The organism is Streptomyces griseosporeus, from assembly GCF_014656055.1.
GTDB lineage: Bacteria > Actinomycetota > Actinomycetes > Streptomycetales > Streptomycetaceae > Streptomyces > Streptomyces griseosporeus.
Map to the genome: position 1 here is coordinate 642,686 of NZ_BNBR01000002.1, position 24,652 is coordinate 667,337.

A 24,652-nucleotide genomic window follows, 5' to 3' on the forward strand; every position below is an offset into this window, starting at 1 on the left:
GAGCGCGCAGCGCCCTAGGCCTGCGCGTTCGCGGCGCCGCCCCGGCCCCCTTTCCCCTTGGGCAGGGCCTGCATGATCTCCTCGCGCAGCTGCTGGATCTTCGGGTAGCCGGCGTACTCGGCGGTGAGCCGGTACATCTCCCGCAGCCGGTCCCAGGTGCGGCGCGAGGAGTTGGAGCCCATGGACATCAGGGCCAGGCGCGCGTACCGGTCCGCCTGCTCGGGGTCGTCGGCGATGAAGCAGGCCGACGCCATGGAGAGATGGTCGAAGATCTTCGACCGCTCCCGGCCGTCGTTGCGCAGGGACAGCGCCTTCTCCGCGTAGTACTGGGCGTGCACGGCCGCGCCCGGCTCGTGCTCGGCCAGCGTGCGGTAGGCCAGGGCCTGCATGCCGTACAGGTCCTCGTCCTTGAAGGTCTGCATCCAGTTGGGCAGCTCGGCGTCGCCGCGGTCGGAGACGAACAGGTCCTCCGCCCGGCCGAGGGTGCGGCGCATCGCCTGGCCCTTGCCCATCGACGCCTGCGCCCAGGCCTCGATGGTGTGGAACATCGCCCGGGTGCGCGGCAGCAGCTGGTCGCCGGAGCCGGACTGGGCGAGCTTCATCAGGTCCAGGGCCTCGTCGGGCCGGCCCAGGTGCACCATCTGGCGCGCCGCCCGGGACAGGGCCTCGCCGGCCCGGGGCCGGTCACCGCCCTCTCTGGCCGCGTGCGCGGCGATGACGAAGTACTTCTGGGCGGTGGGTTCCAGGCCGACGTCGTGCGACATCCAGCCCGCGAGGACGGCGAGGTTGGCGGCGACGCCCCACAGGCGCCGCTGGAGGTGGGGAGGGTGGCGGTAGGCGAGCATGCCGCCCACTTCGTTGAGCTGTCCCACCACCGCCTTGCGCTGGAGGCCGCCGCCGCGGGCGGCGTCCCAGGCGCGGAACACTTCGACGGAGCGCTCCAGTTCCTCGATCTCCTCGTACCCGATGGGGGCGGCCTCGTAGCGGTCGAACCCAGCGGGGTCGGCGTTGAGGGGATGGTCGATGGCCGGAGCGTCGGCGGACAGGGCCGGATCGGTGTGCAGCCAGTCGTGCATGGCGCTGCTGAGTGCGGAGCCCGCGGCGAGCGCGGCACCCGCGCCCACCAAGCCGCGTCGGTTGAGCATGAGGTCCATTCCCGTGAATTCGGTGAGGACCGCGGCGGTCCGCTCGGGCGCCCACGGCACTCCGTCGGGATGCTCGACGCTCCCGCCGCCCTGCCGTTTCCCCGCACGCCCGCGCCGGACCAGACCGAGATCCTCGATGGTCACGACACGGCCGAGACGCTCGGTGAACAGGGCCGCCAGCACCCGCGGCACCGGATCGCGCGGGATCTCTCCCATGTCGATCCACCGCCGCACCCGCGAGGTGTCGGTCGCCAGCTGGGGGTGGCCCATGGCCGCCGCCTGCTTGTTGACCAGCCTCGCGAGCTCTCCCTTGGACCAGCCGGCCAGGCCGAACAGGTCCGCGAGTCGGGTGTTGGGTTGTCCGCTCACTCAAGCCCCCAGGTTCTCGGCTGAGTTGACAGTAGCCCCGGGGAAGGTGCCGGGCGACTATTCGCCAGGGTTCGCCAGGGTGCGCCAGATGGTGTGCCACCGGGCGACGGGTGTCAGGTAGGAACGCGCCACCCCGACCCGGTCGCCACCCGATCGCGAACCCGCGACGGGCGCATTCCCCAGGGTGCACCCTGCGGCCGGGCCGGGGCAGCGTTTCGACTCGCAGGCACACGAAGGGATCTGTTTCGCCCATGTACGCAGCATCGTCCTCCGTGTCCGCCCCGCCCCGGCCGCTGCGCCCCCGTCCCACGGGCACCGGCCCCTACCTGGACCCCGCGCGTCCCGCGGCCCCCGTCCTCGGGGCGGGCCTCGGCCGGCGTCCCGCGGGGCTCGGCGCCCAACCGCTCAGCGGGAGGCTCGACCTGTCCGGCCCTCAGGGCGCCCAGCTGCGTACGGCGCTCGCGTCGGTGCATCGGATCTGCCCGGAGTTCGCCCCCGTGCAGGTGCTGCGTCGCAGCGGACGCTCCGTGCTCCTGGTCGGCACGACGGGACGCAGCACGGCCGTCGCCAAGTGTTTACTGGACCACTCCCCCGTCTGGGCCGAGCGGTACCGGCACGAGATAGCGGCATATCGCACGTTCGTCCGGCACCGGCCCCCGGTGCGTGTGCCGCGGCTCATCGCGGCGGACCCGGACAACGGCACCCTGATCGTGGAGCGGATGGCGGGACGTGTGGCGGCCCTGCAGCGGCACCCGGTGGAGGCACCGCCGCGGGCGGACATCCGGGCGGCGCTGGCGGCGATCTGCCGGCTGAACGCCTGGCGGCCTCCGGCGGGCACGTTCGACGCCCCGCTGGACTACGCGGCCCGTATCTCCCGCTACCACGAGCTGGGCATGCTGACCGACCGGGACCTGGGCGACCTGCAGAAGCTGCTGCACGGCATCGCGCACGCGGCGGGCCGCGGCGGCATGGGCCAGTTCAACCACGGCGACGCGCTGCTGTCGAACATCCTGGTCTCCCCGGCCGGCCCGGTGCTGGTGGACTGGGAGCACGCCGGCTGGTACCTGCCGGGGTACGACCTGGCGACGCTGTGGTCGGTGCTCGGAGACACGCCGGTGGCCCGGCGTCAGATCAGCCAGCTCGCGCAGGCGCCGGGACCGGCCGCGCGGGACGCCTTCCTGGTGAACCTGATGCTCGTGCTGACGCGTGAGATCCGCACCTACGAGACGGCCGTGCAGCGTTCGATGCACGAGGCGCCGCCGGCGGCCACCGGTGCCGCTCCCCAGGGTGCCGTGCCGTCCGGCGAGGAGCTGCGGCTGCTGCTGCGGCGGCTGCACGACGACTGCCAGATGGTCCGCCGGGCCGTCCGCGCGGCGGTCGGGACGCGCTGAAGGGAACTCGCGACAAGGGCAAGGAAGACCCGCGGTGCGCCGGATCCGGTGCACCGCGGGTCTTTCCGTGTGTGCCGTCGCTGGCGCCCATTGGTGTAGTCCAGTGACGCGCCGCAGGCCCGCCGGGCGGCGCCGCGAAACTCGCCCGACCCCCTGCTGACGTGGGAAATCGCCGGGCCGCGGGCATGATTGACGGATCGTCGGAGAGCCGGTACCACTGACCGGGTCCGGCCCCGCACGCCCCGCCAGCCCCACGCCCCAGGAGGCCGCATTGCGAGGATCCGCCACCGACCCCACGTCCACCCCGGGCCGCAGACCCGCGCGGGCGGCCGCCGGCACGCTCGCGTCGGCGGCGCTGCTGGTGCCGCTGCTCGCGGCCGCGCCCGCGCCCGCCGACTCCTCGGGCGGCGGTCTCCAGCGGGCGTTCGCCGCCGCTGCGGCCGAGTACCACGTGCCGCAGAGCGTCCTGCTCGGCGTCTCCTACCTGCAGTCCCGCTGGGACGGGCACGGGGGCGCGCCGAGCGTGACGGGCGGCTACGGGCCCATGCACCTCACCGACGCGCGGACCGCGCTCGCCTCGGTGCCGCACCACAGCGAGGGCACGGAGGACCCGCGAGGCGACGAGTCCCGCCCGGCCCTGCACCCCACCGCGGAGATCCCGGAACCGGCCGCCCTGCCCGCCCGGTTGGAGACCCTGCCGAAGGCGGCCGAGCTGACCGGCATCCCCGCCGAGGAGCTGCGGACCGACGAGGCCGCCAACATCGCGGGCGGCGCGGCCCTGCTCGCGGCGGCACAGCGCGAGCTGGGCGAACCGCTGAGCGAGGACCCGGCCGACTGGTACGGGGCGGTGGCCCGGTTCTCCGGCGCCGACGACACCGCGACGGCGGCGGTGTACGCGAACGACGTGTACGACGTGCTGCGCACCGGCGAGGAGCGCGTCACCGACTCCGGGCAGCCGGTGGCCCTGGCCGCCCAGCCCGGCCTGGTCCCCGAGACGGCCCAACTGGGCCGTGCGGGCCTGCGGGCCGCGTCCGACGCGAACACCGAGTGCCCGCCGTCGGTGTCCTGCGAGTGGATCCCGGCACCCTACGAGGAGTTCGGGGACGGCGACTACGGCAACCACGACCTCGGCGACCGCCCCGCCTCGCAGCGCATCCGGTACATCGTCGTGCACGACACGGAGGGCGGCTGGGACGGCGTCATCAACCTGGTCCAGGACCCGACGTACGTCTCCTGGAACTACTCGCTGCGCTCCACCGACGGTCACATCGCCCAGCACGTCAAGGCGAAGGACGTGGCCTGGCACGCGGGCAACTGGTACGTCAACGCGGAGTCGATCGGCCTGGAGCACGAGGGCTTCCTCGCGCAGCCGGACGCCTGGTACACGGAGGCGATGTACCGGGCGTCGGCGCGGCTGGTGAAGTACCTGGCGGAGAAGTACGACATCCCGCTGGACCGGCAGCACATCCTGGGCCACGACACCGTGCCCGGCCCGACGACCGGCACGATCCCCGGTATGCACACCGACCCGGGCCCGTACTGGGACTGGCGGCACTACTTCGAGCTGCTGGGCCGGCCTTTGCAGCGCACGGGTCCGCGCAACGGCGACAGCGTGGTGACGATCCTGCCGGAGTACGCGGCCAACCGGCCGGTCTACACGGGCTGCACGGCCAAGGGCGTGCCGTGCCCGGCGCACGGCTCCAGCGAGGTGCGCCTGCACTCCGACCACGACGAGAACTCCGCCCTGATCAAGGACATCGGCCTGGGCACGACCCCGACGACCGGGGTGAACGACCTGTCCTCGCGGGTGTCCACGGGCCAGCAGTTCGCGGTGGCGGACCGGTGGGGCGACTGGACGGCGATCTGGTACCTCGGCCAGAAGGCCTGGTTCCGCAACCCGAAGGACCAGCCGACGGCGGTCGCCTCGACGGGGAAGCTGGTGACGCCGAAGGAGGGCGTGGCGAGCGTCCCGGTGTACGGGCGTGCTTACCCGGAGGCGTCGGCGTACCCGGCGGGGGTGCCGAAGCAGGCGGTGTCGCCGCTGCCGTACAAGCTGCTCGCCGGGCAGGCGTACGTGGCCGGTGACCAGGTGCCCGGCGAGTACTACTACGCGGTCACCTTCACCACCGACTCGCACCGGGTCGTGATCGGCAAGGACCTGTACTACGAGATCCAGTTCGGGCACCGCGTCGCGTTCGTGCGCGCGGCCGACGTGCGGGTGGTGCCGTCGGCCGGGTGACGCGGGCCGCGGGCCTCAGCCCTGCTGGAACAGTTCCGCCGGGAGCGGCTTCAGCAGGGCGTACAGGTCGTCGGTGATGGGGCGGTCCCAGGCTGCGATGGTGACCAGGACGTTGTCGCTGCGGTCGAACTGGACGCAGGAGATCCGGGACTCCGACAGCTTCAGGCGGCGCACGATGAGGAGGTTGTCGCCCTGCATGACCGGCACGTCCTCGGTGCCGACGACGGTCACCTCCTCGTCGTTCTCCAGCGCGAGCAGCAGCTGGGCCACCTCGAAGGGGATCTCGCCCTCGGCGGTCTCGCGGGCCGGGGAGCCCTCGGGGAGGTTGCCGATGATCATCGCGGGGCCGCGGCCGCCGAACAGGTCGTAGCGCAGGAAGACGCCCTGGCAGCTGCCGTCGGGCGCGGGGAGCAGGCCGGCGCCGAGGTTTCCGGGCCAGTCGCCCGGGTCCATGGCCAGTACGTCAAAGTCGGGGCCTGCGGGGGTGGCGCTGCGGCGGCGGAGGAACGACATGACGCAATGGTACGGCGTGCCGTCCGGCGGTGGGTTCGAGGGAGCGTCAAGGGTGGCATGGCCGTCGTCCGGGTGCGGAAGCGTCGTGCTCGTCGCGCCCACGCGGCGGAGCCGCACATCGATACAGCCCCGCGCCCCGGGGTGGACACGCCCACCCTGGGCCGTCAGGCCGAGGGCGCTTTGTGGCGCTGGTGGTGGCGGGCCACCCTGGCCCTGTTGCCGCAGGACGGCTTGCACCATTCCTGGCGGGGGTGGTCCTTCAGGAAGTAGCGGACGCAGCGGGGGGCGTGGCAGGCCCGCAGGCGCTGGCGGTGCGGGCCGGTCAGGAAGGCGACGGCCGCCTGGGCGAGGGCGGCGGTGAGGTCGTCGGCGCCGGTGACCGGGTTCCGCCGGAGCTGCGGGTCGGCGTCCTCGGGCCACACCAGCTCGGGCACCGTGGGCCGGCGGGCGGCGGCAGTGTTCAGGCGGTGGAGGGCCTCCGGTACGGGGAGCAGGCGGGCGGCGTCGGCGGGGCTCGGGGCAGCGGGGCGTACGGCGCGGGCGAAGAGGGCGCGGACGGCGGCGCGCAGGTCGCGGACGGCGGCGAGGGCGGCGTCGTCGGCGACGTAGTAGTCGGCGTGCGGGACGGCCTCGGGGTGGGCGCGCACCCAGGCGGTGAGTCCGGCGGGGTCGGCGAGGTCGTCGGCGACCCCGCCGTTCCCGTCGTGCCGGACGGTCAGCGCGAGGTCGAGGGCGAGCCGGGCGTCGGGGCCGATCGTGTCCTGCATGCGCCGATGATAGGCGGCGCCCTCAGCCGTCGGAGCCGCCGTCGGTGCGTTCCTCCGTCGGCAGCGGGGGCACCACCGCGACCGGGGCCGCCGCGTGCAGCAGGACGGCCTGGGTGACCGAGCCGAGCATGCGGGCGGGGGCGAGCAGGCGGCGCCGGTGGCGGCCCACGACGACCAGCTCGGCGTCCTTGGAGGCGGCGACGAGGTGTCCGGCCGCGTCGCCGGGGGCGGCGTACCCGTCGGCCCGCACATCCGGGTGACGTTCGCGGTGCGGGGCGAGGAAGCCCTCGGCGAGGATCCAGGTCTCGCTCTCCACGGCCGCCTGGTCGACGGCGGGCGGCAGGATCTCGCCGGGGGCCGCCCAGGTCTGGATCGGCCACGGGTAGGCGGCGACCACCTGGAGACGGGCGTCGCGCAGCGCGGCCTCGGCGAAGGCGAAGTCGAGGACGGCGTCGTCGGGGCCCTCCACGTTGAGGCCGACGACGACCCGCGGCCCCGGCTCGACCGGCAGGGCCTCGTGGACCTCGCGGCCGGGCCGCGGCACGACCACGACGGGGCACTCGGCGTCCCGTGCGGCGGCCAGGCCGTTGGAGCCGAGCAGCAGGCTGGCGAAGCCGCCGCGGCCGCGGGAGCCGAGGACCAGGAGCTGGGCGTCGGCCCCCAGTTCGGGCAGGAGCACGCCGGGCGCTCCGTCGAGGCCGACGTACTCGGCCTCCGGCAGGTCGGCGCGGTCCGCGAGCCGGGCGCGTACGTCGGCCAGGACCGGGTCCTCGTCCGGTTCCGGCGGTACGACGATCGGGCCGCCGGGCTGGGTCCAGGCGGCGTACTGCCGTACATGGACGGCCCGCAGCGGCGCGGCGCGCCGGCGGGCGGCGTCGGCGGCCCAGTCCAGGGCACGCAGGCTGTCCTCGGATCCGTCGACCCCCACGACGACCGGCTGGGTGCTCATGGTGCCCTCGCTTCCGGATGCGACCTTCGTCTTCCCGGGGCCAGCCTCGCTCAGGGACGGCCCCGGGAGGGCTTCCGCGGGTCGCGTGTCCGGAAATCCGTGCCCGACACCGCCGGTTCGGACCGCGGGGTCAGGTCAGGTCGAACTCCCCTTCCCGGGCGCCCGACACGAACGCGCCCCATTCCGCGGGTGTGAAGATCAGGGACGGGCTCTCCGGGCGACCGCTGTTGCGCATCGCGATGAACCCCTCGACAAAGGCGATCTGGACATCTCCCAGCCCTCGGCTGCCGGACTGCCATTCGGCGTTGCTCAGATCCAGGTCCGGCTTGTCCCAGCCCTTGAGCGGCTGCTGCTGGGTGGTGGTCTCGGCCACGTCCGTGCTCCTCCCGCATCCGTCGTCCGCGGCCAGACTAGCGATCGCGTCCCACCGCCGACAGGCCACGTGAGGTGGACTTTCCGCGGCCCGGGCGTGGCCGTCCCACCAGCCCCAGGAGCACGGGCGGACCCGCCGCCGTCACCGTCCGTCGTCGAGGAAGGCGCGCAGGCGGGCGGTGAACGCCTCGGGGTCGTCCAGCCACGGGTAGTGGCCGACGCCGGGCTGCACGGCGACTGTGGCGTGCGGGAACGCCTCGGCGGTGCGCCGGGCCAGCTCGGGGCTCGGTCCTCCGTCGAGCCCGCCGGCGAGGAGCAGGACCGGCGCGGTGAGGCGGGTCAGGGCGGCGCGGAGTGCTGCGGGGTCGACGGCGGTCTCGATGCCGTCGTAGTAGAGGTCGCACGCCTCCTCGTTGGTCTGTTCCAGTTCGGCTGCCGCGTGCGCCTGGGCGGCCGTGTCCCAGCGGCCGTAGAAGAAAGGGGTGAAGTCGTCGTCGTACTCGGCGTCTCCCGCCAGCCATGCCCGGAGCTTCGGGTAGGCCTTGTCGAACCACGGCTCGCTCTCCCGCAGCCGGGCCGCCGCCAGCCGGTCCTCGGGCGTCGCGCGCAGGCCGAGGGGGCGTACGGCGGTGGTGATCAGCGCGAGGCGGGAGACGCGCTCGGGGTGGCGGGTCGCGTAGAGGGCGGCGAGGCTGCCGCCGGCGGAGTGGCCGAGCAGGTCCATGCGCTCCAGGCCGAGGTGTTCGCGGAAGGCCTCCACGTCGTCGACCAGGCGGTCGCAGCGGTAGCTGCCGGGGTCGGCGGCGGGCGCGGAGTCGCCGGTGCCGCGCAGGTCGAGCAGGTGCAGCCGGCGGTGCGCGCCGAGGCCGCCGAGGTCGCCGAGGTAGGCGGAGGCCCGCATGGGTCCGCCGGGGATGACGACGAGCGGCTCGCCGTCGCCCCGGACGTGGTGGGCGAGGTCGGTTCCGTCGGGCGCGGTGAAGGTCGGCATGGTGTCGATCTTGGGGCCGGGGCCGGAGCGGGGGCAAGCGGTTTGCCGGGCCGCGTGGCCAGAAAGTGGGGGCTGACCTCTTGCATCCGGTCCGGCGTCCTGGATTACTGATCCCGAGCACTCGACCGAATGATCGGTCGCCCGGATTGGCATGGTTGGTGAGGGAGACGTCCCCATGGCGGATGCGACGAGGGACCTGCTGGACGACGGGGAGCGACTCGGCGCGGCGGCGCTGCGTGAGCTGCAGCTGGAGCGGTTGCGGGCCTCGCTGCGGCACGCCTACGAGCACGTGCCGTTCTACCGGGAGTCCTTCGACAAGGCGGGGGTCCGGCCCGAGGACTGCCGTTCGCTGGCGGACCTGGCCCGGTTCCCGTTCACGACCAAGGCGGACCTGCGGGAGAACTACCCCGACGGCCTGTTCGCGGTGCCCCGGGAGCGGATCCGCCGGCTGCACGCCTCCAGCGGCACCACGGGGCGGCCCACGGTCGTCGGGTACACGGACGCCGATCTGTCGATGTGGTCGGACATGGTGGCCCGGTCGATCCGGGCGGCCGGCGGACGTCCCGGCGACACCGTGCACATCGCGTACGGATACGGCCTGTTCACCGGCGGTCTCGGGGCCCACTACGGCGCCGAGCGGCTGGGCTGCACGGTCGTCCCGGCCTCCGGCGGGATGACCGCCCGGCAGGTGCAGCTGATCCAGGACCTGAAGCCGCGGATCATCATGGTCACGCCGTCGTACATGCTCACCCTGCTCGACGAGTTCGAACGGCAGGGGGTGGATCCGCGCTCCACCTCGCTGGAGGTGGGGATCTTCGGCGCGGAGCCGTGGACGGAGGAGATGCGCCGGGAGATCGAGCAGCGGTTCGGGATCGACGCGGTGGACATCTACGGCCTGTCCGAGGTGATCGGGCCGGGGGTCGCCCAGGAGTGCGTGGAGACCAAGGACGGCCTGCACATCTGGGAGGACCACTTCTACCCGGAGGTCGTCGACCCGATCACCGGTGAGGTGCTGCCGGAGGGCGAGGAGGGCGAGCTGGTGTTCACCTCGCTGACCAAGGAGGCCATGCCGATCGTCCGGTACCGGACGCGGGACCTGACGCGGCTGCTACCGGGCACGGCCCGGGTCTTCCGGCGGATGCAGAAGGTCACCGGCCGCAGTGACGACATGGTCATCCTGCGCGGGGTCAACCTGTTCCCCACGCAGATCGAGGAGATCGTCCTGCGCACGCCCGGTGTGGCCCCGCACTTCCAGCTGCGCCTGACCCGCGAGGGGCGGCTCGACGCGCTCACCGTCCGCACCGAGGCCCGGCCCGACGCGGGCCCCGAGGTCCGCGAGGAGGCCGCCCGGTCCATCGCGGCGGCCGTGAAGGACGGCATCGGGGTGTCGGTCGGGGTGGAGATCGTCGAACCGGAGTCGCTGGAGCGGTCGGTGGGCAAGATCCGGCGGATCGTGGACCTGCGCCCGCGGTAGCCCGGCGACCCCCGCGCGGGCACCCGCCGGGACCCCCCGGTCGGCTAGTCGTCGCCGCCGTCGTCCGCGGTCCGGCTGCCGCCCCGGCCCCGGCCGCTCTTGCCGAGCGCGCTCAGCAGTTCCCCGGCGCCCCGGGTCACGGCGGCCACGACGCGGACCCAGCGGGGCCCGCCGCGCTCGGCCCACACCACGCACACGCACCCGAAGACGACCAGCGCCAGCACGCCGAGCAGCACCACCACGGCCATGTTTCCCCACCCCTGTGTTCGTTCCTGCGGTGGGCCGATCATCGCAGGCCGGGCGGGGGCGCCGGTGTCAGGCCAGGGCCGGCGGGGTCCAGTCCGCGTGGCGGAGCATCGCGCGCTGGAGGACTCCGGCCGGGGCGAGGCGGATCGCCGTGTTGCGCAGGGCGACGGCGAGGGGGTGGGTGAGCTGGTGGCCCATGCGGGCGGCCTGGCGGGCGGCGCGGGCCACGTCGCCGCTGCGGGGCCGGCGCTGGGCGTCGTACCGGGCCAGGGCGGTCGCGGTGTCCGGACCCGCGGCGAGGGACGCGGCGAGGACGACCGCGTCCTCCAGCGCCTGGCAGGCGCCCTGGCCGAGGGTGGTCGGCATGGCGTGGGCGGCGTCGCCGAGCAGGGCGACCCGGCCGGCGGTGAACGACGGGAGTGGCGTGGCCAGTTCGTGGATGTCGTGGTGCAGGACGGACTCGGGGCGGGTGGCGTCCAGCAGGGCGGGCACCGGGTCGGGCCAGTCGCCGAAGCGGCGGCGGGCCTCGGCGAGGGCGTCGGCGTGCCGGGTCCCGGCGGGTGCCTTGAGCACCGCGAACCACTCCGCGGTGCCGTCGGCGAGGGCCAGGTGGCCGAACTCGACGCCGGGCGCCCAGGTCAGCTCGAAGTCCGTGGGCAGGGTGACGGGGTGCGCGGTGAGGGCGCGCAGCACGGTCGAGCCGGTGTAGGCGGGGCCCGGGTGGTCCGGGAAGAGCTGAGCACGCAGGCGGCTGTTGACGCCGTCGGCGGCCACCACCAGGTCCGCCTCCAGCGTCTCGCCGCCGGCCAGCCGGACCCGGGGCCGGTCGGGGTCGGTACGGTCGACGGCGGTCACCTCGGTGCCGACGCGCAGGATCTCCTCGGGCAGCGCGTCGCGCAGCTTGCGGTGCAGGTCGGCGCGGGTGATGCCGAGGATCGAGGTGCCGGTGGCGCGTTCGAGCGCGGCGCCGTCCAGCTGGACCAGGCGGGTGCCGGACGGGGTGCGGGTGCCGCCGGTGTACTCGGGGCGGGCCGCGGCGCGCACGGCGTCGCCGACGCCGAGGACCTGCAGCGCGCGCAGGCCGTTGGCGTGCAGGGAGATGCCGGCGCCCACGTCGGCGAGGACGGGCGCGCGTTCGACGACGGTCGCCTCCCAGCCGACGCGGCGCAGCCCGATCGCCGCCGCCAGTCCCCCGATGCCGCCGCCCACGACGATGGCCGTGCCGCCCATGGTGCCCTCCCGGTGCTTTCTACATCTGTAGAAGGAGTCTGTGGGCAGGAGCGTACTCCCGTCCTCTACAGGTGTAGAAATGGGGGGTGTCCTCCGATCGCCGCACCCTGCTCGCCGACGCCGCCGTCGGTGTCCTCGCCGACTCCGGGCTGCGCGGGCTCACCCACCGCGCCGTGGACCGGGCGGCCGGTCTTCCGGACGGGACGACGTCCGCGTACTTCCGCACCCGCCAGGCGCTGCTGACCGCCCTGGTGCGGCGGCTGGTCGAGCTGGACCAGGCGGAGCTGCAGGCGGCCGGGGAGGCGGCGGGCGTGCCGCGCGGCACGGAGGAGCTGGTCGCCGGGATCGCCGCCCTGGTGGAGCGGCGGCTGACCGGGGAGGGCCGGCGGCGCACCCTCGCGCGGTACGCGTGCGCGCTGGAGAGCGTGCACCAGCCGGAGCTGCGGGAGATCCTCGCCCCGCGCGAGAACGCCGGCCGCGACCTCGTGCGGGCCTTCCTCGCCGGGCGCGGGTTCGCGGACGCGGAGGCGCGCACGCTGACGCTGCTGAGGTCGGTGGACGGGCTGGTCTTCGACCGGCTGACCGGCGGGGGCGCGGTGACGGAGGAGGAGATCAGAAGGCTGGTGGCGGCGGCGCTGCTGCCAGCCGCTCCCTCAGCTCCCGCTTGAGGATCTTGCCGCTGGCGTTGCGCGGCAGCGCGTCGGTGAACACCACCCGCTTGGGCGCCTTGAAGGCGGTGAGCTTCGCCCGGGCGTGCGCGATCAGCTCCTCCTCGGTCACCTCGCCGCGCGGGACGACGACCGCGGTGATCGCCTCGATCCACTTCTCGTCGGGCAGGCCGATCACGGCGGTCTCGGCGACGGCCTCGTGCGTGTACAGCGCGTCCTCGACCTGCCGTGAAGCGACCAGCACACCACCGGAGTTGATGACGTCCTTGACCCGGTCGACGATGGTGAAGTAGCCGTCGGCGTCGCGCACCGCGAGGTCGCCGGAGTGGAACCAGCCGCCGCGGAAGGCCTCTTCGGTCTCCCCGGGCTTGTCCCAGTAGCCCTCGCACAGCTGCGGGGAGCGGTAGACGATCTCGCCGGGGGTGCCGTCGGGCACGTCCTTGCCGTCCTCGTCGACGAGCCGGGCGTCCACGAACAGCACCGTGCGCCCGCAGGAGTCGAGGCGGCCCTCGTGCTCGTCGGGGCCGAGGACGGTGGCCAGGGGGCCGATCTCGCTCTGCCCGAAGCAGTTGTAGAAGGCCAGGTGCGGGAGCCGGGCGCGCAGCCGCTGGAGGACCGGCACCGGCATGATGGAGGCGCCGTAGTACGCCTTGCGCAGGCCGGAGAGGTCGCGGGTGGTGAAGTCGGGGCGGTTGGCGAGGCCGATCCAGACCGTCGGCGGGGCGAACAGGCTGTCCGCGCGGCCGGTCTCGATCAGGCCGAACAGCCGGTCGCCGTCGGGTGCGTCGAGAATGACGTTGGTGGCGCCGACGGCCAGGTAGGGCAGCAGGAAGACGTGCATCTGGGCCGAGTGGTACAGCGGCAGCGCGTGCACCGGCCGGTCCCCGGCGCTCAGGTCCAGCGCGGTGATGGCGCTCAGGTACTCGTGGACCAGTGCCCGGTGCGTCATCATCGCACCCTTGGGCAGCGCGGTGGTGCCGGAGGTGTACAGCAGCTGCACCAGGTCCTCGGCGCGCGGTTCGGGACCGTCGTACGGCGCCGTCGTGGCCAGTCGGCCGAGCAGCGAGCCGTCGGCGTCCCGCAGCGGCAGGGTCCGTACGCCCTCGGGCAGCCGGTCCGCGAGACCGGGGTCGGCGAGCACGAGGGAGCTGCCGGACTGGCCGACGAGATAGGCGAGGTCGTCGCCGGTGAGGTTCTGGTTGACCGGCACGTGCACCAGGCCGGCGCGGGCGCAGGCGAGGAAGGCGATGAGGTAGGCGTCGGAGTTGTGGCCGTAGGCCGCGACCCGGTCGCCCGGCGCCAGGTCCGCGCCGAGCAGGATGCTCGCGGCGCGGGAGACGGCGTCGTCGAGTTCCTCGTACGTCTAGGAGCGGTCGCCGTACTCGACGGCGACGCGTGCGGGGGTGCGGCGGGCGCTGCGGCGCAGCACCCCGTCGACGGTGCTGCCGTGTCCGGGCTTCATGCCAGGTGATCCTCGGCCCGCCGCGCGCGCCGGTCAAGCACCCCGGCGGGCCGCTGATGAACCGTCACCTCACCCTTTACACGGGCCACATACCGGCTGGTACGCTCAGCCGCTCCTTCCCTCGACGATGTCGGGAGGCACGATGCGCACCCGCCCGAGACGGCTGCTCCTGGCGGCCGTCGCCCTGCTCACCACCGCCGCCTCGGTGCCCGCCGCGGCGGCCGGCCAGCCGGGCGACCGCGGTGAACACCCCTCGCACGGCGGCCTGTCGGCCGTGATCCGCTACACCGAGTACGGCATCCCGCACATCGTCGCCCGCTCGTACGCCGGTCTCGGCTTCGGCACCGGCTGGGCGCAGGCCGCGGACCAGGTCTGCACGCTGGCCGACGGGTTCGTGACCGTGCGCGGCGAGCGGTCCCGGTACTTCGGCGCCGAGGGGACGACCGACCTGTCGCTGTCCTCGGCGACCGGCAACCTCTCCAGCGACCTGTACTTCCGCGGGGTGCGCGAGGCGGGCACGGTGGAGCGGCTGCTCGCACAGCCGGCACCGGCCGGGCCGAGCCGGCAGTCCAAGGAGCTGATGCGCGGATTCGCGGCCGGGTACAACGCCTGGCTGGCGCAGCACCGGATCACCGACCCGGCCTGCCGCGGGGCGGCCTGGGTACGCCCGGTGACCGAGGCGGAGGTGGCCGCGCGCAGTTACGCGCTGGCCGTGCTCGGCGGGCAGGGCCGTGCCGTCGACGGCATCACGGCGGCCCGGCCGCCCGCGGCGGGAGCACCGGCCGGGCGGGCGCCCGACCCGGCGGGCAGCGCGCGGGCCGCCCGCGCCCTGCTCGCCGCCGACACCGCCGACATGGGCTCCAACGCCGTCGCCTTCAGCGGCGCCACCAGCGCGAACGGACGCGGGCTGCTGCTCGGCAACCCGCACTACCCGTGGCAGGGCGGCCGCCGCTTCTGGCAGTCGCAGCAGACGATCCCCGGCGAGCTGAACGTGGCGGGCGGCTCGCTGCTCGGCTCGGCCACCGTCTCCATCGGCCACAACGACCGCGTCGCCTGGAGCCACACCGTCGCCACCGGCGTCACCCTGAACCTGCACCAGCTGACGCTGGACCCGGCCGACCCGACGGTGTACCTGGTCGACGGCCGGCCGGAGCGGATGACCCGGCGGACGGTGACGGTCGCCGTGCAGGACGGCCCGCCGGTGACCCGGACCCAGTGGTGGACCCGGTACGGCCCCGTCGTCACCTCCCTCGGCGCCTCGCTGCCGCTGCCGTGGACGACCGGCACGGCGTACGCCGTCAACGACCCGAACGCGGTCGACCTGCGCGGCGCGGACACCTCGCTCGGCTTCAGCAAGGCGCGCTCCACCGCGGACCTGCTGGCCTCGCTGCGCCGCACCCAGGGGCTGCCGTGGGTGAACACCGTCGCCGCCGATGCGGACGGCCACACCCTGTACACGCAGTCGCAGGTGCTGCCGCGGATCACCGACGACCTGGCGCAGCGCTGCCTCACCCCGCTCGGCCGCGCCACCTATCCCTCGTCCGGGCTCGCCGTCCTGGACGGCTCGCGCGGCGACTGCGCGCTCGGCAGCGACCCCGACGCCGTCCAGCCGGGGATCTTCGGCCCGGCGCGGATGCCGACGCTCAAGGACGCGCCGTACGCCGAGAACTCCAACGACTCGGCCTGGCTGACCAACGCCGACCGCCCGCTGACCGGCTACGAGCGGATCTTCGGCACCGTCGGCACCGCCCGGACGCTGCGCACGCGCGGCGCGCTGGAGGACGTCTCCGCGATGGCGGCGCGGGGCGGGCTGACCGTGCGGGATCTCCAGGCCCAGCAGTTCGCCGACCGGGTGCCCGCGGGCGACCTGGTCGCGGCGGACGCGGCGCGGGCGTGCGCCGCGCTGCCCGGCGGCACCGCCACCGGCGGCGACGGGAAGGCCGTCGACGTCCGCGAGGCGTGCGGCGTGCTCGCCGCCTGGGACCGCACGGCACGCACCACCAGCCCGGGCGCGCTGCTGTTCGACCGGCTGTGGCGCAGGCTGCCGGTGGCGCAGCTGTGGAAGGTGCCGTTCTCCGCGTCCGACCCCGTCCGCACCCCGCACACGCTCGACACGGGCGCACCGGCGTTCACCACGGCGCTCGCGGACGCGGTGAGCGAGCTGCGGGCGGCGGGCATCGCGCTGGACGCCCCGCTGGGAGCCCACCAGTTCGTCGTACGGAACGGGCAGCACATTCCGGTCCACGGCGGCACGGAGTCGCTCGGCGTGTGGAACAAGGTGGAGCCCGTGTGGAACCCGGCGGGCGGCGGCTACACCGAGGTGACGACCGGCTCCAGCTACATCCAGGCGGTCGGCTGGGACGGCTCGCGCTGCCCGGTGGCCCGCACCCTGCTGACGTACTCCCAGTCCTCGAACCCGGTCTCGCCGCACTTCGGCGACCAGACGCGGCTGTTCTCCGAGGGGAAGTGGGTGACGTCCCGGTTCTGCGAGAAGGACATCCTGTCCTCGCCGGGGCTGCGGGTGGTGCGGGTGAGCGAGTGACGCTGACCCGGGCGAGCGAGACGGTGGAGGGCGCCGGCTGCCCGTTTCCGGCGCCCTCCTGCTCGGGACATCCGCCACACGTGTTTCACCAGCGATTGTTGGTCTTATCCGGCGGGCGGTCAAGCGGGGCACCGGACCTGCGATCGAACGGTGTCCCGCTCCCCTGCCGCACCGCCCGGCCGGGGTTACCGTGGGCGCGTGACGTCCGAATCCTCCGGCCCCGGGGCGCGGACCCCGGCGCCCGGCGACACCATGGCCGCCCTCGCCGTCCTCGGCGACGAGTCGCGGCGGCGCCTGTTCGAGTTCGTGCGGCGGGCCCGGCGGCCGGTGACGCGGGAGGAGGCGTCGGCGGCGCTGGGGATCTCCCGCAAGCTCGCCGCGTTCCACCTGGACAAGCTGGTGGCCTCGGGCCTGCTCCAGGCGGGGCACGGCAGCCGGGGTCCGCGCCGGGTCGGCCGGTCACCGAAGGTGTACGAGCCGAGCCCGCGCACGCTCCAGCTGAGCCTGCCGCCGCGCCGGCACGAGCTGCTGTCCTCGCTGCTGGCCGAGGCGGTGACCGGGCACGGACCGGAGGAGAGCGCCCGCGAGGCCGCGGTACGGCTGGCTCGGGAGCGGGGCGAGGAGCTGGGGGCGGAGGCCCGGGGCACCGACCTCACCGCGTTCCTGGAGTCCCTCGGCTTCGAGCCCGCGGACGCCGGCGCGGGCCGTACGGTGCTGCACAACTGCCCCTTCCACCCGGTCGCCGCGCACGCCTCGCAGCTGGTGTGCGGCATGAACCACGCCTTCCTGCGCGGCTGCCTGGCCGCCTCCGGGCACGACGCGACCACGGCCGCCGTCCTCGCCCCGCACCCGGGGCTGTGCTGCGTGGAGCTGCGGACGGGAGCGGACCGCGCGAGCCCGCCCGGGGCCGACGGCGACGGGCCTTCCTGCGCCCGTGACCTCCACCCGTGACGCCCTGACGGCGGGTCTCCGGCCCTCGCTCGCTGACAGAGCGTCAGATTCCCATGGGTCACGGCTGATTGACACACACCCCGTCTGACATGAAAGTTTCATCCCGCAAGGCGATTCCCGAAAGATTCTTTCAGTCGCGTACGGGAGGAACCTCGATGGCCGACATGAGGGCGAGCGGGCTGACCCGCCGTCAACTGGGCGCCCACGCGCTCGTCCTGGGCGGAGGGCTCGCCCTCGCCGCGCTGCCCGCCGCACCGGCGACGGCCGCGCCCCGCGGCGCCCGTCCGACGCTGCGGCACGGCTCGGCCGAACGCGCCGGGCTGCTCGCCGCCCCGCTCGCCCACCTGGTCAAGGACGCGGAGGCGTTCCTCGGCCCCTCCCCCAGGCACCCCTGGTACGCGGGCGCCGTGCTGCTCGCCGGGCGAGGCGGCACGGTGGCCCTGCACCGGCCGATCGGCATGGCGGTGCGCTACCGGGCGTACGACGAGAAGACCGACACCGGCGTCGAGTTCCCGCCGGAACAGCAGATCCCGATGGCCGAGGACACCGTCTTCGACCTGGCGTCGGTGTCGAAGCTGTTCACGTCGCTGCTCGCCGTGCAGCAGATCGAGCGGGGCACGCTGGGGCTGGAGGCCACCGTCGCCTCGTACCTCCCGGAGTTCGGCGCGGCGGGCAAGCAGGACGTGACGATCCGGCAGCTGCTCACCCACACCTCGGGGTTCCGTGCCTGGATCCCGCTCTACAACGCGCCGACGTACGAGGAGAAGCTCCGCCTCGTCTGGAACGAGGCGCCGCTGAACCCGCCGGGCAGCGCCTACCTGTACTCCGACCTGAACCTGATCTCGCTCCAGCTGGTCCTGGAACGGGTCACCGGCCGCCCGCTGGACGTCCTGCTCCGCGAGGAGATCACCGGGCCGCTCGGCCTGGACCGCACCCGCTACAACCCGCCGGCCTCCTGGCGGCCGCGGATCGCCGCGACCGAGGACGCCCGCAGGCCCTGGTCGGGGCTGGACCGGGGCCTGGTGTGGGGCGAGGTGCACGACGAGAACGCCTTCAGCCTGGGCGGCGTCGCGGGCCACGCCGGGGTGTTCTCGTGCGCCTGGGACCTGGCCGTCCTCGCCCGCACGCTGCTCAACGGCGGTGTCTACGGGCGTACGCGCATTCTGCGGCCGGATTCGGTGGAGCTGATGTTCACCGACTTCAACACCGCCTTCCCGGGCGACGAGCACGGGCTCGGCTTCGAGCTGTACCAGCACTGGTACATGGGCGCGATGGCCACGCCGCGCACCGCCGGGCACACCGGGTTCACCGGCACGTCCCTGGTGCTGGACCCGACGACCGACTCCTTCCTGGTGGTGCTGGGCAACTCGGTGCACCCGGTGCGCACTTGGCGGTCGGGGTCCGCGCCCCGGGTCGCGGCGGCGAACAACCTGGCGCGGGCGGTGCCGGTGCGGCCGGCGCGGGGCCGCACCGCCTGGTTCTCGGGCATGGCGAACGCGACGACGGCGACGCTGGCGCTCCCCGCGCTCGACACGTCGGCCGGGGACGCCCGGCTGCGCTGCGCGCTGTGGTGGGACACCGAACCGGCGGCCGACACCCTGGCCCTGGAGGCCTCGACGGACGGCGGGGCGAGCTGGCAGCCGGTGCCGTTCACCGCCGGCGGCACGGAGTACCCGTCCGGCGCGGTCACCGGCTACTCGGGCCGCGTCTGGCACCGGCTGACGGCCGCGCTCCCCGCGCACCGGCAGCTCCTGCTGCGCTGGCGGTACTCCACCGACCGGCTGTACGTGGGGCGCGGCGCCTACGTCGACGCACTGCGCGTCGGCACGCGGGACACCGTCCTGTTCGACGAGGCGCGCCCGGCGGACGCGGCCCGGATCGAGGCGGTGGGGTGGACGGCGTCGGCGGACTGAGCACGCCTCAGCCCGGCGCCTCCACGCGCTGCGCGCCGATGACCGACAGCAGCCGCAGCGCCTCCTCCGACGGCGAGCCGGGCGTGGCCGTGTACAGGACGACCCGCTGGTCCCGGTCGGTGAGGTCCAGGACGTCGCAGTCGACGGTGACGGGGCCGACGAGCGGGTGGTCGAACGTCTTGCGCAGGGTGGTGTCCGCGCCGACCTCCTGCTCGGCCCACAGCAGGGCGAACTCCTCGCTCCCGGCGCGGAGTTCGCCGATCAGCCCGGTCAGTTCCGGGTCGCCGGGGTAGCGGGCCGCGGCGGCCCGCAGCCGCTGCGTGGAGGCGCGGGCGAACGCCTCCGCGTCCGACACGCCGTACAGCCGCCGTCCGCCGGGGTGCGGTCCGAGGAAGACACGCCGTACGAGGTTGCGGTCGCGGCGCGGCAGCGCGGAGAAGTCCTCCATCAGGGCGCACGCCAGGTCGTTCCAGGCGAGGACCTCGAACGTCGCCGAGACCACGATCGCCCCGGTGAGCGGCAGCCGGTCCAGGAGGTCGAGGATGCTCTGCCGGACCTCGCGCGAGGGCCCCGGAGGCGGTCCGGGCGGCGCCCCGGCCAGGTGGTGCAGATGGGTGCGCTCGGCGTCGGTCAGACGCAGGGCGCGGGCGAGTTGGGCGAGCACCTCGCGGGACGGGTGCGGGCCGCGGGCCTGTTCGAGGCGGGTGTAGTACTCGGTCGAGATGTACGCCAGCTGCGCCACCTCCTCGCGGCGCAGGCCTGGGGTGCGGCGCCGCGGGCCGCGGGGCAGGCCCACGTCGGCCGGGGCGATGCGCTCGCGCCGCCCGCGCAGGAAGTCGGCCAGTGCTCGTCGGTCCACGCCTCCAGGGTGCGGGGGCGGCCGGGGCCCAGCCAGGTACCGGTGGTGCCTGGCTGCGGGTGCGGCCGGGGCGCATGCTCGGCGGTATGAGCATGAACGACACACCGAACGCGGGGATGCTGGAGGGCAAGGTCGCCTTCGTCACCGGGGCAGGGCGCGGCATCGGCGCCGCCGCGGCCCGGCTGTTCGCCCGCGAGGGCGCCCGGGTGCTGCTCGCCGCGCGCACCGAGGAGCAGCTGGCGGCGGTCGCCGGGGAGATCAGGGCGGCGGGCGGCACCGCGGACCACGTCCGCTGCGACCTGGCGGACGCGGCGAGCGTCCGCGCCGCCGTCGACCGGGCCGTGGAGCTGTACGGCCGGCTCGACGTGGCCTTCAACAACGGGGCGACGATCCAGCCGCCCGGCCCCATGGACCGGCTGACGGACGCCGAGTTCGACCGCGTCTGCGCGGTGAACCTCAAGGGGCCCTGGGTGGCGATGACGGCGGAGGTCGCCGCCATCCGGGCGACCGCGGGGCGCGGCGCCATCGTCAACAACTCCAGCGTCGGCAGCCTCGGCGCCAACCCGGAGCTGCCCGTGTACGGGGCGGCGAAACGGGCGCTGAACAGCCTCACCGCGTCGGCGGCCGTCACCTACGGCCCCGAGGGCATCCGCGTCAACGCGGTCGCGCCGGGGCTCACCCTCACGGAGATGGTCGAGGAGTGGGAGCGCGCGTCGCCGGGCGTGATCGCGCGGCTGACGGCGCGGAACCCGCTGCGCCGGGCCGCCGACCCGGAGGAGATCGCCCAGGCGGCGGCATGGCTGCTGAGCGACCGCGCCTCCTTCGTCACCGGGGAGGTGCTGCGGGTCGACGGCGGCGTACGGGCCTGAACCGGGCCCCGGCAGGAGCCCCGGACAGGCCCCGGCTCAGCCCTCGGTCTGTTCCAGCACGGCCATCGCCGCGTTGTGGCCGGGCACCCCGCTCACCCCGCCGCCGCGCACCGCGCCCGCGCCGCACAGCAGGACGTTGGCGTGCCGGGTCTCCACGCCCCAGCGGCCGGTGCCGTCCTGCGCGTACGGCCAGGCCAGTTCGCGGTGGAAGATGTTGCCGCCGGGCAGCCTCAGGTCGCGTTCCAGGTCGAGCGGGGTCTTCGCCTCGATGCAGGGGCGGCCGTCGGCGTCGGTGGCCAGGCAGTCGGCGAGCGGCTCGGCGAGGTGGGCGTCGAGCTGGGCGAGGGTCGCCTTCAGCAGTTCCTCGCGGACGGCGTCGTTGTCGCCGGTGAACAGCCGGGCCGGGGTGTGCAGGCCGAACAGGGTGAGCGTGTGCATGCCCCGCTCGGCCAGGTGGGGGGCGAGGATCGTGGGGTCGGTGAGCGAGTGGCAGTAGATCTCCGAGGGCGGCGCGGCGGGCAGCTCACCGGCGGCGGCCTGGGCGTGGGCGGCGGCCAGTGCGTCGTACCCCTCGGCGATGTGGAAGGTGCCGGCGAACGCCTCGTGCGGGTCGACGGAGCCGTCGCGCAGCCGGGGCAGCCGCTTGAGCAGCATGTTCACCTTCAGCTGGGCGCCCTCGGCGGGGGCGGGCCGCGGGTCGCCGGTCAGGTCGGCGAGGGCGTGCGGTGAGGCGCCGACCAGGACGTGCCGGGCGGCGACGGTGGCCTCGCCGTCGGCGCTGCGGTAGGTCACCTCGGCCTGACGGCCGTCGGTGTCGATGCGCACCGCCTCGTGGCCGGTGGCGAGCCGCGCCCCGGCCGTGCGGGCCGCGGCGGCGAGGGCGTCGGTGAGCGCGCCCATACCGCCGACGGGGACGTCCCAGGCGCCGGTACCGCCGCCGATCACGTGGTAGAGGAAGCAGCGGTTCTGCTTCAGCGTGGGGTCGTGGGCGTCGGCGAAGGTGCCGATGAGGGCGTCGGTGAGGACGACGCCGCGCACCAGGTCGTCGGCGAACCGGTCCTCGATCGCGACCCCGATCGGCTCCTCGAACAGCATCCGCCAGGCGTCCTCGTCGTCGACGCGGGCACGCAGCTCGGCGCGGGTGGGCAGCGGCTCGGTCAGCGTCGGGAAGACCCGCTGGGCGAGGCGGCCGGTCATGCCGTAGAACCGCTTCCAGGCCTGGTACTCGCGCTCGCCTCCGGTCAGCCGGGCGAACGCCTCGCGGGTGCGCCGCTCGCCGCCGCCGACCAGCAGCCCGGTCGGCCGCCCGGCCCGCTCGACGGGCGTGTACGAGGACACCGTCCGGGCGCGCACCCGGAAGTCCAGGCCGAGGTCGCGGACGATCTTCGCGGGCAGCAGGCTGACCAGGTACGAGTAGCGGGACAGGCGGGCGTCGACGCCGGCGAAGGGCCGGGTGGACACCGCGGCGCCCCCGGTGTGCGCCAGCCGTTCCAGCACCAGCACGGACCGTCCGGCGCGGGCCAGGTAGGCGGCGGCGACGAGGCCGTTGTGTCCGCCGCCGACGACGACGGCGTCGTAGCGGCGGGGTGTCTCGGGTGCGGGCATGATCCTTGGTAACACGGGTGGCCGGTGGCGGCCAGAGGGCGTACGACGGGCTCCGCGCGCGTCCTCTGGGCACTGCGCGCGTCGTCGTGCCACCAGGGCGCTCTAGGCAGTCCGGCCGCCGCCCGGTAGTTTGCGGGTCCGCCGTGCGGGGCGATGGGGGGACGGTGCGGGATGGGGGGTGCGGTGCGGGACTTCGGTCTTCCGCCGCTGGCGACGGCTCCGGCGACGGGGGGTCTGGCGGACTCGGTGTACGAGGTCGCCGGCCGCGACCCGGGGCTGGTGCAGCTGTCCCGGCGCGCGCCGGACGGTGAGGCCTGGCTCCCGGTCACGGCGGCCGGGTTCCGCGACGAGGTCACCGGGCTCGCCAAGGGGCTGCTGGCCGGCGGTGTGCGGTTCGGTGAGCGGGTGGCCGTGATGGCGCGGACCCGCTACGAGTGGACGTTGTTCTGCTATGCGCTGTGGTCGGTCGGCGCCACCGTCGTCCCCGTCTACCCGACCTCCTCCGCCGAGCAGGTGCGGTGGATCCTGGCGGACGCGCGGGCGACGGCCGTCGTGGTGGAGCACGCGGACCACGCCATGACGGTGGGCGCGGCCTGCGACGGGCTGCCGCTGCGGGCCATCTGGGAACTCGACGCGGGCTGCGTGGAGGAGCTGACGGCGCTGGGCCGGGATCTGCCGGACTCCGTGGTGCACCGGCACCGCCGGGCGGTGGCGCCGGAGTCGGTCGCCACGCTCGCGTACACCTCGGGCACCACCGGCCGGCCCAAGGGCTGCGTGATCACGCACGCCAATCTGGCGGCCGAGTGCGACACCCTCTTCGCCGGCTGGCGGGACGTGCTCGCCGGGCAGGGCGAGCAGCCGGCCGTGCTGGCGTTCCTGCCGCTGTCCCACATCTACGGCCTGATGGTGCAGGTGGTGTGTCTGCGCGGCGGGGTCCGGCTGGGCCACCAGCCCGACCTCGCGCCCGCCGCGCTGCTGCCCGCCCTGGCGTCGTTCCGGCCGACGTATCTGTTCGCCGTGCCGTACGTCTTCGAGAAGGTCTTCGACGCGGCCCGCCGCGCGGCCCAGCAGGCCGGACGGGGCAAGCTGTTCGCCCGGGCGGTGGCCGTCGCGGTGCGCCACGCCGAGGCCGAGCAGCGGCGGGAACGGGGCGAGGGGCCGGGGCCGGGACCGGTGCTGCGCGCCGCGCACGCCGTGTTCGACCGTCCGGTGTACGCGCGGCTGCGGGCCGCGCTCGGCGGCCGGGTCCGGCACGCCACCTCGGGCGGGTCGACCCTCGACCCGGAGCTGGGCCTGTTCTTCGCCGGGGCCGGCATCGTCATCCACGACGGGTACGGCCTGACGGAGACCACCGCCGCGATCACCAGCCAGCCGCCCGGCCGCCCCCGGTTCGGCACGGTGGGCCGGCCACTGCCGGGCTGTGCCGTGCACATCGCGGCCGACGGCGAGATCTGGGTGCGCGGCGACGTCGTCTTCTCCGGCTACCACGGCGACCCGGAGGCCACGGGGGCGGTGCTGCACGACGGGTGGTTCGCCACGGGCGACGTGGGCCGGCTCGACGAGGACGGCTTCCTCACCATCACGGGCCGCAAGAAGGACATCATCGTCACCAGCAGCGGCAAGAGCCTCAGCCCGCAACTGCTGGAGGAACGGCTGCGCCGGCACCCCCTGATCTCCCAGTGCCTCGTGGTCGGCGACGACCGGCCGTTCGTCGCGGCGCTGATCACCCTGGACGCCGAGGCGGCGGAGCACTGGCACCGGGAGCGCGGCCGGCGGCCCTCCCCCGGCCGGGAGGCGATGGTCGACCAGGAGCTGCACGCGGAGATCCAGCGGGCGGTGTCCATGGCGAACAGCGCGGTGTCCCGGGCCGAGTCGATTCGCGCGTTCCGCATCCTGCCCGGCGAGTTCAGCACGGCCGACGGTCTGCTGACACCGTCGCTGAAGCTCCGGCGGGGCGCGATCGCGCGGGCCTACGCGGCGGAGATCGACGAGCTGTACGCGTCCTGACCGGTGCCGCTGGGTCGTGTCCGCAAAGTCGCGGCGTCCGCCCGGAGGGCGGGCCGGGCGGCGGGGGGCAGGCGGGACTTCGCGGACACG

At 74.7% G+C, this 24,652-nt stretch carries 19 protein-coding genes and 1 pseudogene; 9 read left to right on the forward strand and 11 right to left on the reverse strand.

Features of this window, described 5'->3' with window-relative positions:
- Nucleotides 1-14: 14 nt before the first annotated feature.
- Nucleotides 15-1,514, reverse strand: a complete 1,500-nt coding sequence (locus IE308_RS11900) for a DNA-binding protein NsdB (protein ID WP_110626332.1) — start codon at nt 1,512-1,514, stop codon at nt 15-17.
- Between the two features lie 251 nt (nt 1,515-1,765).
- Between IE308_RS11900 and IE308_RS11905 the strand changes: the two genes are divergently transcribed.
- A complete protein-coding gene (locus IE308_RS11905) occupies nt 1,766-2,905 on the forward strand; it encodes an aminoglycoside phosphotransferase family protein (protein ID WP_190217851.1) in 1,140 nt (379 codons plus the stop codon).
- 271 nt (nt 2,906-3,176) lie between these two features.
- Nucleotides 3,177-5,144, forward strand: coding sequence for an N-acetylmuramoyl-L-alanine amidase (locus IE308_RS11910; RefSeq protein WP_190217852.1), 1,968 nt, complete (start codon nt 3,177-3,179; stop codon nt 5,142-5,144).
- A gap of 15 nt (nt 5,145-5,159) precedes the next feature.
- Here the strand turns inward: IE308_RS11910 and IE308_RS11915 are convergent, their stop codons facing one another.
- From IE308_RS11915 to IE308_RS11935, 5 genes are all read right to left on the reverse strand, one after another.
- On the reverse strand, nt 5,160-5,657 hold the full coding sequence (locus tag IE308_RS11915) for a hypothetical protein (protein ID WP_110626335.1): 498 nt from the start codon (nt 5,655-5,657) through the stop codon (nt 5,160-5,162).
- Nucleotides 5,658-5,821: 164 nt separating this feature from the next.
- Nucleotides 5,822-6,424, reverse strand: a complete 603-nt coding sequence (locus tag IE308_RS11920; protein ID WP_190217853.1) for a CGNR zinc finger domain-containing protein — start codon at nt 6,422-6,424, stop codon at nt 5,822-5,824.
- Nucleotides 6,425-6,446: 22 nt separating this feature from the next.
- Nucleotides 6,447-7,373, reverse strand: coding sequence for a universal stress protein (locus IE308_RS11925; protein ID WP_190217854.1), 927 nt, complete (start codon nt 7,371-7,373; stop codon nt 6,447-6,449).
- Nucleotides 7,374-7,503: 130 nt separating this feature from the next.
- Nucleotides 7,504-7,746, reverse strand: coding sequence for a DUF397 domain-containing protein (locus IE308_RS11930; RefSeq protein WP_190217855.1), 243 nt, complete (start codon nt 7,744-7,746; stop codon nt 7,504-7,506).
- Nucleotides 7,747-7,887: 141 nt separating this feature from the next.
- Nucleotides 7,888-8,736 (reverse strand): alpha/beta fold hydrolase, encoded by an 849-nt coding sequence (locus IE308_RS11935; protein ID WP_190217856.1) that lies wholly within the window; start codon nt 8,734-8,736, stop codon nt 7,888-7,890.
- A 175-nt stretch (nt 8,737-8,911) separates the two neighbouring features.
- Here IE308_RS11935 and paaK point away from each other — a divergent pair, with 175 nt between their 5' ends.
- Entirely contained in the window at nt 8,912-10,210 is a 1,299-nt protein-coding gene (gene paaK / locus IE308_RS11940) for a phenylacetate--CoA ligase PaaK (protein ID WP_190217857.1), read from the forward strand.
- Between the two features lie 44 nt (nt 10,211-10,254).
- Here the strand turns inward: paaK and IE308_RS11945 are convergent, their stop codons facing one another.
- Nucleotides 10,255-10,458: a hypothetical protein gene (locus IE308_RS11945; protein WP_110626341.1), complete on the reverse strand. Its 204-nt coding sequence runs from the start codon at nt 10,456-10,458 to the stop codon at nt 10,255-10,257.
- A 67-nt stretch (nt 10,459-10,525) separates the two neighbouring features.
- Nucleotides 10,526-11,686, reverse strand: coding sequence for an FAD-dependent monooxygenase (locus tag IE308_RS11950; RefSeq protein WP_190217858.1), 1,161 nt, complete (start codon nt 11,684-11,686; stop codon nt 10,526-10,528).
- 86 nt (nt 11,687-11,772) lie between these two features.
- On the opposite strand from IE308_RS11950, the gene IE308_RS11955 reads away from it, so the two are divergent.
- The gene (locus IE308_RS11955; RefSeq protein WP_190217859.1) at nt 11,773-12,354 is read left to right on the forward strand and encodes a TetR/AcrR family transcriptional regulator; all 582 of its coding nucleotides are present in this window, start codon (nt 11,773-11,775) and stop codon (nt 12,352-12,354) included.
- Here IE308_RS11955 and IE308_RS11960 read toward each other — a convergent pair.
- A pseudogene (locus IE308_RS11960) lies at nt 12,299-13,816 on the reverse strand (acyl-CoA synthetase). The gene IE308_RS11955 and the pseudogene IE308_RS11960 overlap by 56 nt on opposite strands.
- Nucleotides 13,817-13,958: 142 nt before the next feature.
- Here IE308_RS11960 and IE308_RS11965 point away from each other — a divergent pair.
- The 3 genes from IE308_RS11965 to IE308_RS11975 all read left to right on the forward strand — a co-directional run bounded on the left by IE308_RS11965 (nt 13,959) and on the right by IE308_RS11975 (nt 19,222).
- On the forward strand, nt 13,959-16,358 hold the full coding sequence (locus IE308_RS11965) for a penicillin acylase family protein (protein ID WP_190217860.1): 2,400 nt from the start codon (nt 13,959-13,961) through the stop codon (nt 16,356-16,358).
- 198 nt (nt 16,359-16,556) lie between these two features.
- On the forward strand, nt 16,557-17,309 hold the full coding sequence (locus IE308_RS11970) for a helix-turn-helix transcriptional regulator (protein WP_229908838.1): 753 nt from the start codon (nt 16,557-16,559) through the stop codon (nt 17,307-17,309).
- A gap of 155 nt (nt 17,310-17,464) precedes the next feature.
- A complete protein-coding gene (locus tag IE308_RS11975; protein WP_190217861.1) occupies nt 17,465-19,222 on the forward strand; it encodes a serine hydrolase domain-containing protein in 1,758 nt (585 codons plus the stop codon).
- A 7-nt stretch (nt 19,223-19,229) separates the two neighbouring features.
- On the opposite strand, the gene IE308_RS11980 is transcribed toward IE308_RS11975, so the two are convergent.
- Nucleotides 19,230-20,081 carry a helix-turn-helix transcriptional regulator gene (locus IE308_RS11980; protein WP_190217862.1) on the reverse strand — a complete coding sequence of 284 codons (852 nt, stop codon included), beginning with the start codon at nt 20,079-20,081 and terminating at the stop codon, nt 19,230-19,232.
- Nucleotides 20,082-20,173: 92 nt separating this feature from the next.
- Here IE308_RS11980 and IE308_RS11985 point away from each other — a divergent pair, with 92 nt between their 5' ends.
- Nucleotides 20,174-20,950: an SDR family NAD(P)-dependent oxidoreductase gene (locus IE308_RS11985; protein WP_190218289.1), complete on the forward strand. Its 777-nt coding sequence runs from the start codon at nt 20,174-20,176 to the stop codon at nt 20,948-20,950.
- Between the two features lie 36 nt (nt 20,951-20,986).
- On the opposite strand, the gene IE308_RS11990 is transcribed toward IE308_RS11985, so the two are convergent.
- Complete coding sequence (locus IE308_RS11990) at nt 20,987-22,555, reverse strand: phytoene desaturase family protein (RefSeq protein ID WP_190217863.1); 1,569 nt, start codon at nt 22,553-22,555, stop codon at nt 20,987-20,989.
- Between the two features lie 183 nt (nt 22,556-22,738).
- Here IE308_RS11990 and IE308_RS11995 point away from each other — a divergent pair, with 183 nt between their 5' ends.
- Nucleotides 22,739-24,562: an AMP-dependent synthetase/ligase gene (locus IE308_RS11995; RefSeq protein ID WP_190217864.1), complete on the forward strand. Its 1,824-nt coding sequence runs from the start codon at nt 22,739-22,741 to the stop codon at nt 24,560-24,562.
- The last annotated feature ends 90 nt before the right edge of the window (nt 24,563-24,652 follow it).